Genomic DNA, 15665 nt, shown 5'->3' on the forward strand with positions numbered 1-15665 from the left:
AGAAGTGGCACGCGCACTTGCGTCCAACCCGCGATCGTCTGCGTTGGTCTACGGCGTGCTTCACGCCACCCGGAACCACGCTCGCGCACTCGCTGGGGGCGCTCCGCGCCGAGCGACGTGCTCGTCGCACTTGCGGATCACGAAGACCTCATGGTGCGCCGCAGTGTTGCGCTCAACCCGCGCACGCCTGACGCAGTGGTGGAGCGATTTGTCGACGATATCGAGGTGCGGGCGCCATACCTCGGTGCTCCTGGTGCCCCGACCTTCGTCGAGCCACTCTCGTGGCAGCGTCGAGGCCATGCCGAGAGGCTCATCGCAGAAGACTGCGACGCCGCCATGCTGCCCGAGCCGCGGAGTGCGCTCGAGGTTGCGGGCGTATTGGTCCGCGCGCATGCGACGTCGGAAAAGGTGCACGTCGCATCGTCAACGGTGCCGCTCGAGCCGACGTTCGTCGAGGGCATTCTCGTCCGCGACGAGGCGCCCCAGGTACGACGCTCGCTCGCGGGAAGCGTGTACGCGTCTGATCGACAAAGATCGCGGCTTGCAGATGACTCAGACGAGAGCGTGCGTGCCAGCGTGGCGCGGTATACCTGCGACGCATCCGTCCTCGAGCGGCTTGCACGGGACCCTTCTGCACAGGTGCGCGGAGAGTGCGTCCACAACCCGATCGCGGCGACCGGTGTGCTCCGGGCGTTGGTGGCACGTGTGCCCAATCATGAGTTGGCGTACATCGCGCAACATTCTGAGGCTTCGGCCGACTTGCTCGCGGATCTCGCAGGCAGCGGGTCGTCGCACACCCGTGAGGCGGTCGCCGCCAACGGTCGCACGCCTGTCTACTCGCTCGATGCCTTGGCCAAGGCCCCCGAGGTAGAAGTCCGGCGCGCGGTCGCTGGCAACTCTTCCGCATCTCCCGAGGCGCTCGCCACTATGGTTGCCGATCGGAGCGACGACGTGCGTCGGCTGGTCGCAGCCCACCGGAGCACGCCCGGCGCAGCGTTGGAGACCCTGAGTCTGGAGTCCGACTTCGAGATCTGCCTGCTCGTTGCGCTTCACCCCCGCTCGACTCCCGGGGCGCTCAAGCGACTGTCGCGGGACGGCAGGGCCGCGATCCGCCAAGCTGTCGCGCTTCACCCCTCGGCGCCTGAGGTGCTCTGGACTGACTTGGTCCGGGACGCGGACGCTGGCGTTCGCGAACTCGCCAGGCGACACATGCGCTCGTCCCCAACGGAGCGGCGGCGCGTCGCCGCCGACGAGTCGACTCCGGCGGACACTTTGGCCGCACTCGCCGCGGATAGCGCTGTCGCCGTGAGGGAGGCGCTGGCGAGCAATCGCAGGACACCCGTGGATGCACTGGTGACACTGTCGAAAGACGCGGACCAGGGCGTGCGTGGATTGCTGGGCGGGCGATCGGGCTTGCCACGTGCGGCGCTCGAGCATCTTGCTCACGATCCGGTGTGGCGCATTCGTCGCGCCGCGAGGAAGCGCCTGCGCTGAGAGCCGTGCTCATCCGATCTGTCGAAATCCTTGGTGAACAACTTGAGCTGCTGACGCGCTGAGGATGCGCGAAACCCCGGGCCCTGTCGTCCGGCAGGGACTCCCGGGGTTCACTTCCGGGATCCTCCGCAGATCTCCCGGCTAGGGCACCCAAATTACCGGGGTGCGGCCGCGCGCGGAACCCCTGCGCAGGCCTCAGCCGAGCCGCTCGGACAGCTCGAGCCACCGCTCCTCGAGCTGAGCGGTCTCGTCCTCGTACGCCTTGAGGGTCTTCATGAAGGCCGCGAGGCCGGTGAAGTCGGACTGGTCGTGCATGACCATCTCGTTGTGGGTGCCCTCGGTGAGCTCCTCGAGCTTGGCCATGCGCCGCTCGACGGCCTTGAGCTCCTTCTCCACCTCGCGGCGCTCGGCGCCGCTCAGGGTTGGGGCGGACGATGCGGGGGTCGCCGCCGCGGCGGGTAAGGCCGCCCGCACGGTGGCCGCGGCATCGTCCTGGCGGGGGCGCCCGACCCGGCCCGCGCATCGTCCCTGCCAAAGGTGCCGATGCCGGCGCCGCCGGCGCGGCGCTGCCGTGAGAGCTCGACGTACTCGTCGACGCCGCCGGGGAGGTGGCGCAGGCCGCCGTCGACCACGGCGAACTGGGTGTCGGTGATGCGTTCCATGAGGTAGCGGTCGTGGCTGACCACGATCAGGGTGCCGGGCCACGCGTCGAGCAGGTCCTCGAGGGCGGCGAGCATGTCCGTGTCCAGGTCGTTGGTGGGCTCGTCGAGGACCAGCACGTTGGGCTCGGACAGGAGGACCACCAGCAGCTGGAGGCGGCGGCGCTGGCCGCCGCTGAGCCGCCCGACCGGCGTCTTGAGCTGCGCGGACGTGAAGCCCATGCGCTCGAGGAGCTGCCCCGGGGTCATCTCCTGGCCGTCGCTCAGCGTGATCGAGGAGAACTGCTTGACCACGGCGGACACGCGTTCGTCGGCGTGCTCCTCGAGCTCGGCGAGCTGCTGGCTGAGCTGCGCGACGCGCACCGTGATGCCCGTCTTCACGCGGCCCGAGGTGGGCTTCTGCTCGCCCGTGACCAGACGCAGCAGCGTGGACTTGCCCGCGCCGTTCTCGCCCAGCAGGCCGATCCGGTCGCCGGGGCCGATGTTCCAGTCCAGGTCGCGGATGACCTCCTTGTCGCCGTAGGTGACGCCCACGCGGACCAGTTCGACCACGTCCTTGCCCAAGCGGGCGGCGGCCATGCGGTGCAGCTTGACGGAGTCGCGGATCGGCGGGACGTCCGCGATCAGCGCGTTGGCGGCGTCGATGCGGAACTTGGGCTTGGAGGTGCGGGCGGGGGCGCCGCGGCGCAACCATGCGAGCTCCTTGCGCATGAGGTTCTGGCGGCGCTGCTCGGTGACGTTGGCGATGCGGTCGCGCTCGACGCGTTGGAGCACGTACGCGGCGTATCCGCCCTCGTACATGTCGACCTCGCCGTCGTGGACCTCCCAGGTCTTGGTGGTGACCTCGTCGAGGAACCAGCGGTCGTGGGTGACCACCAGGAGGGCGCCACGGTTGCCCGACCAGCGGCGCTTGAGGTGCTCCGCGAGCCAGGTGACGCCCTCGACGTCGAGGTGGTTGGTGGGCTCGTCGAGGAACACCGCGTCGTGGTCGCCCACCAGAACGTGCGCGAGGGCGACGCGTCGCTGCTGGCCGCCTGACAGGTCGCCCACGATCGCGTCGGCGGGCAGGTCGGGGACCAGGCCGGACATGATGTCGCGCACCCGGGGGTCGGCCGCCCACTCGTGCTGGTCCATGTCGCCGACGATCGCCTGCGCGACCGTGAGCGCGGTGTCCACGTGGTCGGACTGATCGAGCACGCCGATCCGCGTGCCCCGCGCGATCGTGATGCGTCCGCCGTGGGGCTCGAGGCGGCCTGCGAGGGCCTTGAGCAGGCTCGACTTGCCCGCGCCGTTGGCGCCCACGACGCCGATCCGGTCGCCGTCGTCGAGACCGATGCTGACCGAGCCCAGCACCGGTCCGGTGCCGAAGTCGACGTGCAGCGCCTCGGCGCCTAGGAGATGAGCCACCCGACAAGGGTAGTCGCGCGGCGTGGCCTACCTGCGCCTTACCCCATCGCCTAGGCTCGCGCCATGAAATGCGTCGCGTTGCGCCATGTCGCGTTCGAGGACCTGGGGCTGTGGGAGGCGGAGATCGCCGCATACGGCTACGACGTCACGTACCTCGACGCCGGTGTCGACGACCTCTCGCCGCTCGCCACCGCCGACCTCGCGATCGTGCTCGGTGGGCCCGTCGGGGTGGGCGACCTCGACGACCATCCCGTGCTCGCCGAGGAGATGGCGCTGCTCGAGGGTCGGGTCGCGCGCGAGCTGTCCACTCTCGGCGTGTGCCTGGGCGCGCAGCTACTCGCGGCCGCACTCGGCGGGTCGGTCGCTCCCGGCCGGCCCGAGATCGGCTGGGGCGTCCTCGATCTGGCGCCCGAGGCATCGTCCACGCCCCTGCGCCACCTCGACGGCGCGCCGGTGCTCCACTGGCACGGCGACGCGATCACGCCGCCAGCCGGCGCGACCGTGCTTGCCTCGACGCTGGCGACGCCGTGCCAGGCGTTCGTCTACGGCAGCGCGCTCGGCCTGCAGTTCCACCCCGAGGTCGACGCCGAGCGCATCGAGCAGTGGCTCATCGGGCACAGCGGCGAACTGCGCGAGCGGCGGATCGCGCCGGGGAGTTGCGCGCGCAGGCGCGTGCCCATGGGGACGATGCCGCTGTCGCCGGGGTGCTCATGATCCGCGAGTACCTGCGTGGACGGGAAGGGGCCGGATCGTGAACCTCCGACAAGCGGCGCTGGGCGCCGCCGCTCTTGACGCCGGCGCGATCGTGGCGTTCTCCGCGATCGGCCGTGCGAGTCACGACGAGGGCGTCCTGGGTGAGTCGGGTCTGGGGCTCGCGACCACGGCCTCGCCGTTCCTCACGGGTGCCGCGCTCGGCTGGTTGCTCGCCCGCGCATGGCGCAGGCCGTGCGACGGGAAGCGCACCGGAGTGATCGTGTGGGCCTCGACGCTCGTGGGCGGGATGGTGCTGCGCGCCGTCTACGGCCAAGGAGTTCAGGTGTCGTTCGTGCTGGTCGCGGGCGCGGTGCTCGCCGTGTTCCTCATCGGGTGGCGCGTGGTGTCCGGATGGATCGCCACGCGCAGGGGTCTCAAGCCCTAGGGGCTTGTCGCGGCTCCCGCCGCGTCCCGCCACCTCCTCGTGGGCGGGGTTCGCCGGGTGCACGATGGCAGCATGGACACCTCCCACGTCATCATCACCGACGGCAGCGATCTCCCCTCGCGCGAGGAGTCGCGCGGCGTCTTCGCGTACACGAAGCGGCTGGTGCTCGAGCGCCGTGGGCATTAGGCGACCGTGGCGTTCATGGAGATTCCGCCGGGCAGGTCGGCGTATCCCTATCACTGGCACGAGTCGATCACCGAGGTCTACGTGATCCTGTCCGGACGCGGACGGCTGCGGACTCCCGACGGGGAGCGTGAGGTGGGACCGGGGCACGTCGTGGTGCTGCCGCCTGGTCCCGCCGGCGCGCACCGGCTCACTAACGACGGCACCGAGGTGCTGCGTTACGTCGACGTCGACACCACGAGCGATCCCGATGTGGCCCACTACCCCGACTCGGGCAAGACTGGGCTGATCGTCGGTGGGGTACCCGTGGCCTTCCACCGCGACGCGGAGGCGGTCGACTACTACGACGGCGAGTCCGGCGCATGACGGGCCCACACGCGCGGAAAGGGGGCCGACCCTCCGGCTGAACCGGAGCATCGGCCCCCTTCCGTGAGGCGCGAAGGCGACTACTCGTTGTCGCCGTCGGTCGCGAGCGCGCCCGAGAGCTTGGCCTGCACGTCGGCGCCCGCGCCAGACCAGACCCACTCGGCGACCTCGGGAAGGTCGGCGCCGGTCTCGTAGGCGTAGCGCTGCGCCTCGAAGCGCTTGTCCTGGAGCTTCTGGCGCAGGGAGGCCGCACGGGTGCCGAGCCCGGGAACGCGGTCGATCACGTCCATGACCAGGTGGAAGCGGTCGATGTCGTTGACCATCGCCATGTCGAAGGGCGACGTGGTGGTGCCCTCCTCCTTGAAGCCGCGCACGTGCAGGTTGGGGTGGCCGTTGCGGCGGTAGGTCAGGCGGTGGATGAGCCACGGGTAGCCGTGGTAGTTGAAGACGATCGGCTTGTCCGTGGTGAACAGCTGGTCGAACTCGCGGTCCGACATTCCGTGCGGGTGCTCCTTCTCCGGCTGGAGGCGCATGAGGTCGACCACGTTGACCATGCGCACCTTGAGATCGGGCAGCTCCGTACGGATGATGTCGATCGCCGCGAGGATCTCCATCGTGGGCACGTCGCCCGCCGCGGCCATCACGACGTCGGGCTCCTCGCCCAGCGGCACGTTGGACGCGAAGTCCCAGATGCCGGCGCCGCGAGCGAAGTGGTTCTCCGCCTCCTCGATCGTGAGCCACTGCGCCTGCGGCTGCTTGCCCGCGACCACCACGTTGACGTGGTCGCGCGAACGCAGGCAGTGGTCGTAGGTCGCGAGCAGCGTGTTGGCGTCGGCGGGCAGGTAGACGCGGACGACCTCGGCCTTCTTGTTCACGACGTGGTCGATGAAGCCCGGGTCCTGGTGCGAGAAGCCGTTGTGGTCCTGGCGCCACACGTGGCTCGACAGCAGGTAGTTGAGCGACGGAATGGGGCGGCGCCACGGGAGCTCGTGAGCGACCTTGAGCCACTTGGCGTGCTGGTTGAACATCGAGTCGACGATGTGAATGAACGCCTCGTAGCTGGTGAAGAGGCCGTGGCGGCCCGTGAGGTTGTAGGCCTCAAGCCAGCCCTGGCACTGGTGCTCCGACAACATCTCGACCACGCGGCCCTTGTGGGCCATGGGGCCGTCGTCGGGGTCGATGTCCGCGTTCCACACCTTGTCCGTGACCTCGAGGACGGCCTGGATGCGGTTCGACGCGAGCTCGTCGGGCGCGAAGATGCGGAAGTTATCGGGGTTGTTGCGCATGATCTCGCGCAGGAAGTTGCCCAGCGTGCGGGTCGCCTCGCCAATCGCCGCGCCGGGCGCGGGGACGTCCACCGCGAAGTCGCGGTAGTCGGGCATGACCAGGTCCTTCATGAGGATCCCGCCGTTGGCCTCGGGTCGCGCCGACATCCGCAGCTCGCCCGTGGGCACCACGCCCAGGACCTCGGGGCGGACCACGCCGTTCTCGTCGAAGAGGTCATCCGGACCGTAGGACTGGAGCCACGCCTCGAGAGTGTGGAGGTGGTCGTCGGTGTCGCGCGCGTTGGACAGCGGCACCTGGTGTGCGCGCCACGATCCCTCGGTGCGCTTGCCGTCGATCTCGGGCGGGCAGGTCCAGCCCTTCGGGGTGCGCAGCACGATCATGGGCCACATCGGGCGGTCCATGTCGGGGTTGACCTTGGCCTCGGCCTTGATCGCCGCGATCTCGTCCATCACGTCATCGAGCACGGCGGCAAAGCGCGCGTGGAACGATGCCGGGGTCTCGTCGTCGAAACCGGCCGTGAAGACGTGGGGCTTGTGGCCGTAGCCGACCATGAGCGCCTCGAGCTCCTCCTCGGAGATGCGGCTCAGGACCGTCGGGTTGGCGATCTTGTAGCCGTTGAGGTGCAGGATCGGGAGCACCACGCCGTCCGTGGCGGGGTTGATGAACTTGTTCGAGTGCCAGCTGGTGGCCAGCGGGCCGGTCTCGGCCTCGCCATCACCCACCACGGCCGCGACCAGCAGGTCCGGGTTGTCGAAGGCCGCGCCATACGCGTGGCTCAGCGCATAGCCGAGCTCGCCGCCCTCGTGGATCGAGCCGGGCGTCTCGGGTGCGACGTGCGACGGGATGCCGCCGGGGAATGAGAACTGCTTGAAGAGGCGCTGGAGACCGCGCTCGTCCTCGGAGATCTCGGGGTAGGTCTCGTTGTACGTGCCCTCGAGGTAGCTCGCGGCGACCAGTCCGGGGCCGCCGTGGCCGGGTCCGATGATGTACATCGTCGGCTGCTGACGCGACGTGATCATGCGGTTGAGGTGCGTGTAGATGAAGTTGAGGCCCGGGGTGGTGCCCCAGTGGCCGACGAGGCGCTTCTTGACGTGGTCGCGGTGCAGCGGCTCGCGCAGGAGCGGGTTGTCCAGCAGGTAGATCTGGCCAACGGACATGTAGTTGGCCGTCCGCCACCACAGGTCGATTGCCTCGACCTCGGCGTCGGAAACGGAATCCGCGGCGCGGGGGGACCAGGGCGTCGGTGCCATCATTTCCTCCATCTTGGGGTGCACCCTCAGGATGGCATGATTAACGTTCACATGGTTGGGCGAAGGTCCCATTCCTGAGGCCAATTCTGAGTGAACGGTCAGTCGTTTCTTGGCCCGTGCATCGTCCCTTGCACCGCGCCCCCGCGCGGCGCTGCGCCCCGTGAGGTGCTCAGTGCCCGAAATCGGCCGGATCGGGCACTGAGCACCTCGCAGGACGCAGCCCGATGCGTGCAGGGACGGCCGGGCGCAGGTCAGCGCACGCGAGAGCCGCGGCTCCGCCACACAGATCAGCGCGGGATCGTGGCGTCAGGGCGTGCGCGAGCCCGACACGCCGCCGACACGCCGATGCCCGTGTGGCGGAGCCGCGAATCCGTGTGGCGGAGCCGACAGGAGCCGGTGCGTAGCGCGCACCACCGCACCGAGGGCCGGCCTCCCACGTGGGAGACCGGCCCTCGGGACGATGCTGTGGCTGGCTAGGAGACCGCCGCGATCGACTGGACCGCGATCTCGCGCTCCTCGTTGGTCGGGATGACCCACACCTGCACGCGCGAGGACTCCGTCGAGATCAGCGTGGCCGCCTTCTTGCGGCCCGCGTTGAGCTCGGGGTCGACCTCGATGCCGAACTCCTCGAGACCGGCGAGGGACTGCAGGCGCACGATGTCGTCGTTCTCGCCCACGCCCGCCGTGAACACGATCGCGTCGAGACCGCCCAGCTGAGCCATGTACTGGCCCACGTAACCCTTGATGCGGCGGCAGTAGATGTCGAGGGCGACGCGTGCCTCGTGGCTGCCCTCCTCGATCGCCTTGTGGACGTCGCGCATGTCCGAGTAGCCCGTGAGTCCGAGCAGGCCCGAGCGCTTGTTGAAGAGGTTGTCGATCTCGTCGATGTCGAGGCCGGCGGCGCGGTGGAGGTGGAACACCACGGCCGGGTCGATGGCCCCCGTGCGCGAGCCCATCACGAGCCCGTCGAGCGGCGTGAGGCCCATCGAGGTATCGATCGCGACGCCGCCCTTGATGGCGTCAGCGGACGCGCCGTTGCCCAGGTGCAGCGTGATGATGCGCAGCTCCTTGGGGTCGCGGCCCATGAGCTCGGCGCACTCACGCGACACGTAGCCGTGCGAGGTGCCGTGGAAGCCGTAGCGGCGGATGCCGTGCTCGCGCGCGAGGTGCGGGTCGATCGCGTACGAGTACGCCGCCTCGGGCAGGGTCGCGTGGAAGGCGGTGTCGAACACGGCCACGTGCGGGATGTGCGGGAACGCGGCACGGGCGGCGGAGATGCCGGCGACGTGGCCGGGGTTGTGCAGCGGGGCGAGCACCGCGAGCTTGGCGATCGCGTCCTCGACGGAGTCGTCGATGACGGTGGGGGCGCTGAACTCCGCGCCGCCCTGCACCACGCGGTGGCCCACCACGGTGAGCGCGTCGAGGTCCACGCCCGAGTCGGGCGCCGACAGCGACTCGATGATGGCGCGCACGCCCTCGTTGTGGTCCGTCACGCGCTCGACCAGGCCGGACGCGAGCGGCGCCTCCTGGGTGGTGTCGACCACCTGGTACTTGATCGAGCTGGAGCCGCAGTTGAGGACGAGTGCGATGCCGTTGTAGTTGACGCTCACGCGTTGCCTTCCGAAGTGTCGAGATTCTGAGCCTGGATCGCGGTGATCGCGACCGTGTTGACGATGTCCTGGACCAGCGCGCCGCGCGAGAGGTCGTTGACGGGCTTGCGCAGACCCTGCAGCACCGGGCCGACGGCGACCGCGCCGGCGGACCGCTGCACGGCCTTGTACGTGTTGTTGCCCGTGTTGAGGTCGGGGAAGACCAGCACGGTCGCGCGCCCGGCGACGGGGAGTCCGGCGCCTTCGACTTCGCGACCGAGGGCTCGACCGCGGCGTCGTACTGCATCGGTCCGTCGACCAGCAGGTCGGGGCGACGCTCGCGCACCAGTCGGGTCGCCTCGCGCACCTTGTCGACGTCGGAGCCCGTTCCGGACTCGCCCGTCGAGTACGACAGCATCGCGACGCGCGGCTCGACGCCAAACTGCAGCGCCGTCTCCGCAGAGGAGATCGCGATGTCCGCGAGCTGCTCGGCGGTCGGGTCGGGGTTCACGGCACAGTCGCCGTAGACCAGCACCTGGTCCGCGAGGCACATGAAGAAGACAGAGGACACGATCGAGACGCCCGGAACGGTCTTGATGATCTGGAACGACGGCATGATCGTGTGCGCCGTCGTGTGGGCGGCGCCCGACACCATGCCGTCCGCGAGCCCCTCCTGGACCATCATCGTGCCGAAGTAACTGACGTCCTGGACCCGGTCGCGCGCCGCCTCCAGGGTCGCGCCCTTGTGCTTGCGCATCTCGTAGTACGAGGCCGCGAAGCGCTCGACGTATTCGGGATCCGTGGGGTCGATGATGCGTGCGGCGTCGAGCTCGAGGCCCAGTTCCGCGGCACGCGAGCGGATCGACTGCTCGTTGCCCAGGATGGTGAGGTCCACGACGTCGCGGGTGAGGAGGGACGATGCCGCGCGCAGGATGCGGTCGTCGCCGCCCTCGGGGAGGACGATGTGCTGCTTGCGGCTGCGGGCACGGTCGAGCAGTCCGTACTCGAACATCAGCGGAGTAATGACCTCGGTGCGAGCGACGTCGAGCACGCCGCGCAGCTTGTCGGCGTCGACGCGCTGCTCGAACATCGCGAGCGCGGTGTCGACCTTGAGCTGGCTTTCGCGTGACAGCCGGCCGCGGGTGGTCGAGCAGCGGCGGGCCGTCTCGAACGTGTCGAGAGTGGTGCGGATGACGGGCAGCGGCGAGCCGAGTCCCTCGACCAGTCGACGGACGGCCGTGCGGGGCTCGAGGCCGCCGGTGAGGATCACGCCCGTGAGCGCGGGGAAGCCCTCGGCGCCGTGCGCAGCGAGCAGCGCGAGCAGCGTGTCGGCGCGGTCGCCCGGCACGATCACCACGGAGCCGTCCTCGAGGCGGTCGAGGAGGTTGGCCGCGGTCATGGCGCCCACGATGATGCCGCGCGACTCGCGCGACAGCAGCGCCGGATCGCCCGTGACCAGCGTGCCCTCGACGGCGTCGAGCAGCTGCTTCATGGACGGTGCCACCAGGACGGGGTCCTCGGGGATCACGCCCAGGCACAGGTCGGCGGGAAGCAGTCCCGTGATCGCGTCGACGTCCGCGGCGCTGGACCGGTTGACGAACATCCCGACCACGCTCGCGTGCGAGCCGGCGAGCTCGGCGCGAGCCTGCTCGACCACCTGGGAGACCTCGGCGGGCGTGCGCTCGTGTCCGTGCACCACGAGCACGACGGGCGCGCCCAGGTTCGCGGCGATGCGTCCGTTGAACTCGAGCTCGGCCGCGGCCGACACGTCGGTGTAGTCGGTGCCGACGATCACGACGAAGTCACACAGGCGCTCGACTTCGTGATAGCGCGACACGATGGTCTCGAGCGCGCGCTCGGGGTCCGCGTGGACGTCGTCGTAGGTCACGCCGATCGCCTGCTCGTACGACAGGTCGATGCTGTCGTGACCCAGCAGGAGCTGGAGGACATAGTCCGAACCGTCGGCGACGCGCGCGACGGGGCGGAAGATCCCCACCCTGCCCACCTGCTTGGCGACGAGGTTGGTGATGCCCAGTGCGATGGTCGACTTGCCCGTGTCCCCCTCGGCGGAGGCGATGTAGATGCTTCGTGCCACGGCCCCATCGTTTCATGAACTGAGGGGTGCCACCTGGCCTAAGGTCCTGATGCCCTCCGGGGTATCGGGTCGAACTGTCGCCAATCCGCCCTTCTATGCGGGACACCGGTTACGTAGACTGCGCGAGAGGGCGTCTGCCGTCGGGGGTGAGATCTCCGGCGGGGGACGATGCGCGGCCCGGGTCCCCGGAGGCGCGTAGCTGAGGGGCCTGCCGTGCGCGCGTCACGCGGGTCAAGACTGGGGGCTCGATGGCGATGCGTGCGATCACCGCGGCGTTGGCGCGCCTTCCCGCGTTCCTGTCCGCGATCTTCGAGCGTCCCGCGGGTGGGCTCGAGGCGGAGGAGGGCCGCGCCGCCGGCACCGTGCAGACCTTCGCGGTGATCTCCGTGGGCACCACGTTCGTGTTCACTGTCGCCTACCTCATGCGCCCCGACCAGACCACGGGTCCGCTGGTGCTGCTCAGCACCGGAACACTGATCGCCTTCATTGCGAACCTGATCGTTGTGCGCAGCGGGCGCCAACTCGTCGGCGCGATCATGTACCTCACGATCGCGACGGTCGGGATGCTCTACATGGCGCAGCTCTTCGGCTGGCGCACCGGCCAGCACCTCTACCTCATCACGTCCGCACAGCTCGTGTTCCTGATGTTCACGGACCGCCAGCGCGGCTGGCGCTGGGTATTCGTGGTCGGCTCGGCCGCGGCCTTCATCTACACGCAGCTGGGCGCGCCTCCGGTCGGCCCGTACTCGCGGGCCGGCGACGCCACGATCTCCACGATCTTCGCGGTCAACGCGATCGGCACGGCGACCCTGATGTTCATCCTGTCGGTGGTGGCGCACTATCGCGCCGGCGCGGCGCAGGCGCGCGCCGCGGAGCTCGCGGCACAGGCCGAGTACCTGGCGAACACCGATCCGCTCACCGGACTCGCGAACCGCCGCCCGATTTCCGCGCGGCTCGAGGCGCTCGCCTCTCTCGACGGCGCGCGCTACTGCGTCGCGATCGCGGACATCGACCGCTTCAAGGCACTCAACGACGCGCACGGTCACGCCTGCGGAGACCGGGTCCTCGCCGCGCTCGGCGCGCGGCTGCGTGGACAGCTGCGCACCACGGACGCACTGGGCCGGTGGGGCGGCGAGGAGTTCATCGTGGTGCTCGCGGATACCGGGATCGACGAGGCAGGCGGCATCATGGAGCGCATGAGAAGTCTTGTGGCCGGCACCCCGGTGGAGTGCGGCGAGCACGTCCACGCCGTGACGATGTCCGTGGGAGTGGCCGACGGCGTCGCGGACTCGATGAGCCACCGCGTGGTCAAGCGCGCGGACGACGCTCTCTACGACGCGAAGCTCGCGGGCCGCGACCGCGTGAAGGTGCGCGCGCTCGGCGAGCCTGACTCCGTCCACCCGGCCGCGCGGCGCGGACGGTGACCCCGCCGCTTCGCGGCCGCATCCTGTGGGGCCGCGTGGTCGCGGGCGTGTTGGTCGCGGTCGTCGCGGTCGTGGCCTGTGGCGCGCTGGGGTGGTGGCAGTGGTCGCGCGCCCAGACCACCGGCCGCGTGGTCGAACCCGAGCCCGCGGTGGCCATCGCGGACGTCTTGCGCCCCGCTGAGTCGGCCGGCGCCGCGCTCGGGCGCCAGGTCACGGTGACGGGGGAGTGGGCCGACGAAGACGCGGCGGTCGTGACCGGCCGCGAGGTCGACGGTGTCGCGGCGCAGATGCTCGTGCGCGCGCTCACGGTTCCGGCCGATGCCACGGGCACGGGCGAGGCGGCGACGCTCGCCGTGGTCGTGGGGTGGCAGCCCGAGGGCGAGGTGACGGGCGTCGACCTCGACGACCCCGCCATGGAAGGCCCCGTGACCCTCGAGGGCTATCTCCGGACGCCCGAGGCGTCCATGGCATCGTCCCCCTCTCAGGCCCCCGCCGAGGGGACCTTTTGGGCCTCCGCGCTCGCGACCTCCGAGCTGGCCCAGGTGTGGCCCGCCCCCTCTACGGCGCGCTGCTCGTGTCCTATGAGGGCACCGAGTCCTGGGCCGCGCTCGAGCCGCTGCCGGCGACCACGGAGTTCAACTTCCGGTCCGCCGCGTACGCGATCGAATGGTGGCTGTTCGGGGCCTTCGCGCTGTTCATCACGGTCCGTTGGATGCGGGACAATGGTCGCGTTCCCCCAACCCGAGAGGACGGCGCGTGAGCGACGCTTCCAGCAAGATCCCCGGGGCGCTGTCCCGCTACCGCGTGATGGCGCTCGTCACGGGCACGCTGCTGCTCATCGTGACCGTCGGAATGCTCCGGTACTTGCCCGGTCTCGAGGACGTGAAGGAGACGCTCGACCCGATCCTCGGGCCCGTCGCGATCCTGCACGGATGGGTGTTCATCGTCTACCTCGCCACCGTCACGCAGCTGTGGATGCTGATGGAGTGGAACCTGGGCCGCCTGGTCTACATGGCCGCCGGCGGCATCGTCCCCCTGCTGTCGTTCTTTGCCGAGCGCCGCGTGCACGCGGAGGTCTCGGCCCAACTGGAGGAGGCCAAGTGACCGAGACCCAGCACCGTCCCGTCCTGGTCGTCGACTGCGGCGCGCAGTACGCGCAGTTGATCGCGCGCCGCGTGCGCGAGGCGAGCGTGTACTCCGAGGTGGTCCCGCACTCGATGAGCGCGGCCGACATGCTCGCCAAGAACCCCGCCGCGGTGATCCTGTCCGGCGGCCCCTCCTCGGTATACGAGGACGGCGCCCCTCAGATCGACCCCGCGCTGTTCGAGGCCGGCGTGCCCGTCATGGGCATCTGCTACGGCTTCCAGGCGATGGCCCAGGCGCTCGGCGGCACGGTCGCGAAGACCGGCCTGCGCGAGTACGGCCGCACCCAGGCCTCCGTCGCGGTGGCCGGCACCGCGCTCGCGGGCAGCCCCGCCGTCCAGGAGGTCTGGATGAGCCACGGCGACTCCGTGCAGGAGGCGCCTCCCGGCTTCGACGTGCTCGCCACCACCGAGGGCGCGCCTGTCGCGGCGTTCGAGAACCTCGACAAGCGCATGTGCGGAGTGCAGTGGCACCCCGAGGTCAAGCACTCCCCGCTGGGTCAGCACGCGATCGAGAACTTCCTCTACAACGTCGCCGGGCTCCAGCCCGACTGGACGCCGTCGAACGTGATCGACGAGCAGGTCGCGCTCATCCGCGCGCAGGTGGGTTCCAAGCGCGTGATCTGCGCGCTGTCGGGCGGCGTGGACTCGGCCGTGGCCGCCGCGCTGGTGCAGAAGGCCGTGGGCGACCAGCTCACGTGCATCCATGTGGACCACGGGCTCATGCGCGCGGGCGAGGTCGAGCAGATCGAGAAGGACTTTGTCGCCTCGACCGGCGTGCGCCTCATCATCCGCGACGAGAAGGAGCGGTTCCTGACCGCGCTCGCCGGCGTGAGCGACCCGGAGACCAAGCGCAAGATCATCGGCCGCGAGTTCATTCGCGTGTTCGAGGACGCCGCGCGCCAGGTGGTCGAGGAGGCCGGCTCCCACGGGGAGCAGGTGGAGTTCCTGGTCCAGGGCACGCTGTACCCCGACGTGGTCGAGTCCGGCGGCGGCGAGGGCGCGGCCAACATCAAGAGCCACCACAACGTGGGCGGCCTCCCCGACGACCTGCAGTTCTCGCTGGTCGAGCCGCTGCGCGCGCTGTTCAAGGACGAGGTCCGCGCCGTGGGCCGCGAACTGGGCATCCCCGAGGAGATCGTGGGACGCCAGCCGTTCCCCGGACCAGGGCTGGGCATCCGGATCATCGGCGAGGTCACGTGGGAGCGGCTCGAGATCCTGCGCCGCGCCGACGCGATCGCGCGCGAGGAGCTCACCCGCGCGGGTCTCGATCAGGAGATCTGGCAGTGCCCCGTGGTGCTGCTCGCTGACGTGCGCTCCGTGGGTGTTCAGGGCGACGGCCGCACGTACGGCCACCCGATCGTGCTGCGCCCCGTGTCCTCCGAGGACGCGATGACCGCCGACTGGTCGCGCGTGCCCTACGAGGTGCTCGCGCACATCTCCAACCGCATCACCAACGAGGTGGCCGAGGTCAACCGCGTGGTGCTCGACGTCACGAGCAAGCCGCCGGGCACTATCGAGTGGGAGTAGACGGCGGACTCGGGGTTTCATCCGTGGACCGTGACCCGGTTCGCGGGCCTATCCGGGACTGACCCGCGTTCCAGGTCGAAGTGACCCGGAACGCGGGCGGA

At 70.0% G+C, this 15665-nt stretch carries 12 protein-coding genes and 2 pseudogenes; 9 read left to right on the forward strand and 5 right to left on the reverse strand.

The features are described from left to right. Nucleotides 1–117: 117 nt before the first annotated feature. Nucleotides 118–1494: a hypothetical protein gene (locus QUE44_RS13000; RefSeq protein ID WP_286215063.1), complete on the forward strand. Its 1377-nt coding sequence runs from the start codon at nt 118–120 to the stop codon at nt 1492–1494. Between the two features lie 195 nt (nt 1495–1689). Here QUE44_RS13000 and QUE44_RS14225 read toward each other — a convergent pair whose 3' ends face one another. Then, nucleotides 1690–1890, reverse strand: a complete 201-nt coding sequence (locus QUE44_RS14225) for an ABC transporter C-terminal domain-containing protein (RefSeq protein ID WP_350226843.1) — start codon at nt 1888–1890, stop codon at nt 1690–1692. Between the two features lie 20 nt (nt 1891–1910). Next, nucleotides 1911–3560, reverse strand: coding sequence for an ABC-F family ATP-binding cassette domain-containing protein (locus QUE44_RS13005; RefSeq protein WP_350226844.1), 1650 nt, complete (start codon nt 3558–3560; stop codon nt 1911–1913). 63 nt (nt 3561–3623) lie between these two features. On the opposite strand from QUE44_RS13005, the gene QUE44_RS13010 reads away from it, so the two are divergent. The 3 genes from QUE44_RS13010 (at nt 3624) to QUE44_RS13020 (ending at nt 5247) form a co-directional block, all read left to right on the forward strand. Then, nucleotides 3624–4274, forward strand: a complete 651-nt coding sequence (locus QUE44_RS13010; protein WP_286215065.1) for a glutamine amidotransferase-related protein — start codon at nt 3624–3626, stop codon at nt 4272–4274. 37 nt (nt 4275–4311) lie between these two features. Continuing rightward, the gene (locus tag QUE44_RS13015; RefSeq protein ID WP_286215067.1) at nt 4312–4698 is read left to right on the forward strand and encodes a DUF3054 domain-containing protein; all 387 of its coding nucleotides are present in this window, start codon (nt 4312–4314) and stop codon (nt 4696–4698) included. Between the two features lie 201 nt (nt 4699–4899). Next, the gene (locus tag QUE44_RS13020; RefSeq protein WP_286215069.1) at nt 4900–5247 is read left to right on the forward strand and encodes a cupin domain-containing protein; all 348 of its coding nucleotides are present in this window, start codon (nt 4900–4902) and stop codon (nt 5245–5247) included. A gap of 80 nt (nt 5248–5327) precedes the next feature. Here QUE44_RS13020 and QUE44_RS13025 read toward each other — a convergent pair whose 3' ends face one another. The 3 genes and pseudogenes from QUE44_RS13025 to pta form a co-directional block, all read right to left on the reverse strand. After that, on the reverse strand, nt 5328–7784 hold the full coding sequence (locus tag QUE44_RS13025; RefSeq protein WP_286215073.1) for a phosphoketolase family protein: 2457 nt from the start codon (nt 7782–7784) through the stop codon (nt 5328–5330). Between the two features lie 473 nt (nt 7785–8257). Next, the gene (locus QUE44_RS13030) at nt 8258–9394 is read right to left on the reverse strand and encodes an acetate/propionate family kinase (RefSeq protein WP_345379239.1); all 1137 of its coding nucleotides are present in this window, start codon (nt 9392–9394) and stop codon (nt 8258–8260) included. Beyond that, nucleotides 9391–11468: pseudogene (pta, locus tag QUE44_RS13035) on the reverse strand (phosphate acetyltransferase). The gene QUE44_RS13030 and the pseudogene pta overlap by 4 nt, the downstream one beginning before the upstream one ends. Before the next feature lie 248 nt (nt 11469–11716). Here pta and QUE44_RS13040 point away from each other — a divergent pair. The 5 genes and pseudogenes from QUE44_RS13040 to guaA all read left to right on the forward strand — a co-directional run bounded on the left by QUE44_RS13040 (nt 11717) and on the right by guaA (nt 15564). Beyond that, a complete protein-coding gene (locus QUE44_RS13040; protein ID WP_286215075.1) occupies nt 11717–12892 on the forward strand; it encodes a GGDEF domain-containing protein in 1176 nt (391 codons plus the stop codon). A gap of 71 nt (nt 12893–12963) precedes the next feature. Continuing rightward, nucleotides 12964–13389, forward strand: a pseudogene (locus tag QUE44_RS14230) (SURF1 family cytochrome oxidase biogenesis protein); the annotation flags it as partial. 47 nt (nt 13390–13436) lie between these two features. Next, nucleotides 13437–13652: an SURF1 family protein gene (locus QUE44_RS13045; protein ID WP_286215077.1), complete on the forward strand. Its 216-nt coding sequence runs from the start codon at nt 13437–13439 to the stop codon at nt 13650–13652. Then, nucleotides 13649–13996 (forward strand): DUF3817 domain-containing protein, encoded by a 348-nt coding sequence (locus tag QUE44_RS13050; RefSeq protein WP_286215079.1) that lies wholly within the window; start codon nt 13649–13651, stop codon nt 13994–13996. Before QUE44_RS13045 ends, QUE44_RS13050 begins: the two co-directional genes overlap by 4 nt. Beyond that, nucleotides 13993–15564 (forward strand): glutamine-hydrolyzing GMP synthase, encoded by a 1572-nt coding sequence (guaA, locus tag QUE44_RS13055; protein WP_286215081.1) that lies wholly within the window; start codon nt 13993–13995, stop codon nt 15562–15564. Before QUE44_RS13050 ends, guaA begins: the two co-directional genes overlap by 4 nt. Nucleotides 15565–15665 lie beyond the last annotated feature (101 nt).

Source organism: Demequina sediminis (assembly GCF_030296675.1).
Lineage (GTDB): Bacteria > Actinomycetota > Actinomycetes > Actinomycetales > Demequinaceae > Demequina > Demequina sediminis.

Excerpts from the sequence above, each read along its gene's own strand:
- QUE44_RS13010 (WP_286215065.1), top strand. The coding sequence starts at position 3,624 with ATGAAATGCGTCGCGTTGCGCCATGTCGCGTTCGAGGACCTGGGGCTG.
- QUE44_RS13020 (WP_286215069.1), top strand. The coding sequence starts at position 4,900 with ATGGAGATTCCGCCGGGCAGGTCGGCGTATCCCTATCACTGGCACGAG.
- QUE44_RS13025 (WP_286215073.1), bottom strand. The coding sequence starts at position 7,784 with ATGGCACCGACGCCCTGGTCCCCCCGCGCCGCGGATTCCGTTTCCGAC.
- QUE44_RS13040 (WP_286215075.1), top strand. The coding sequence starts at position 11,717 with ATGGCGATGCGTGCGATCACCGCGGCGTTGGCGCGCCTTCCCGCGTTC.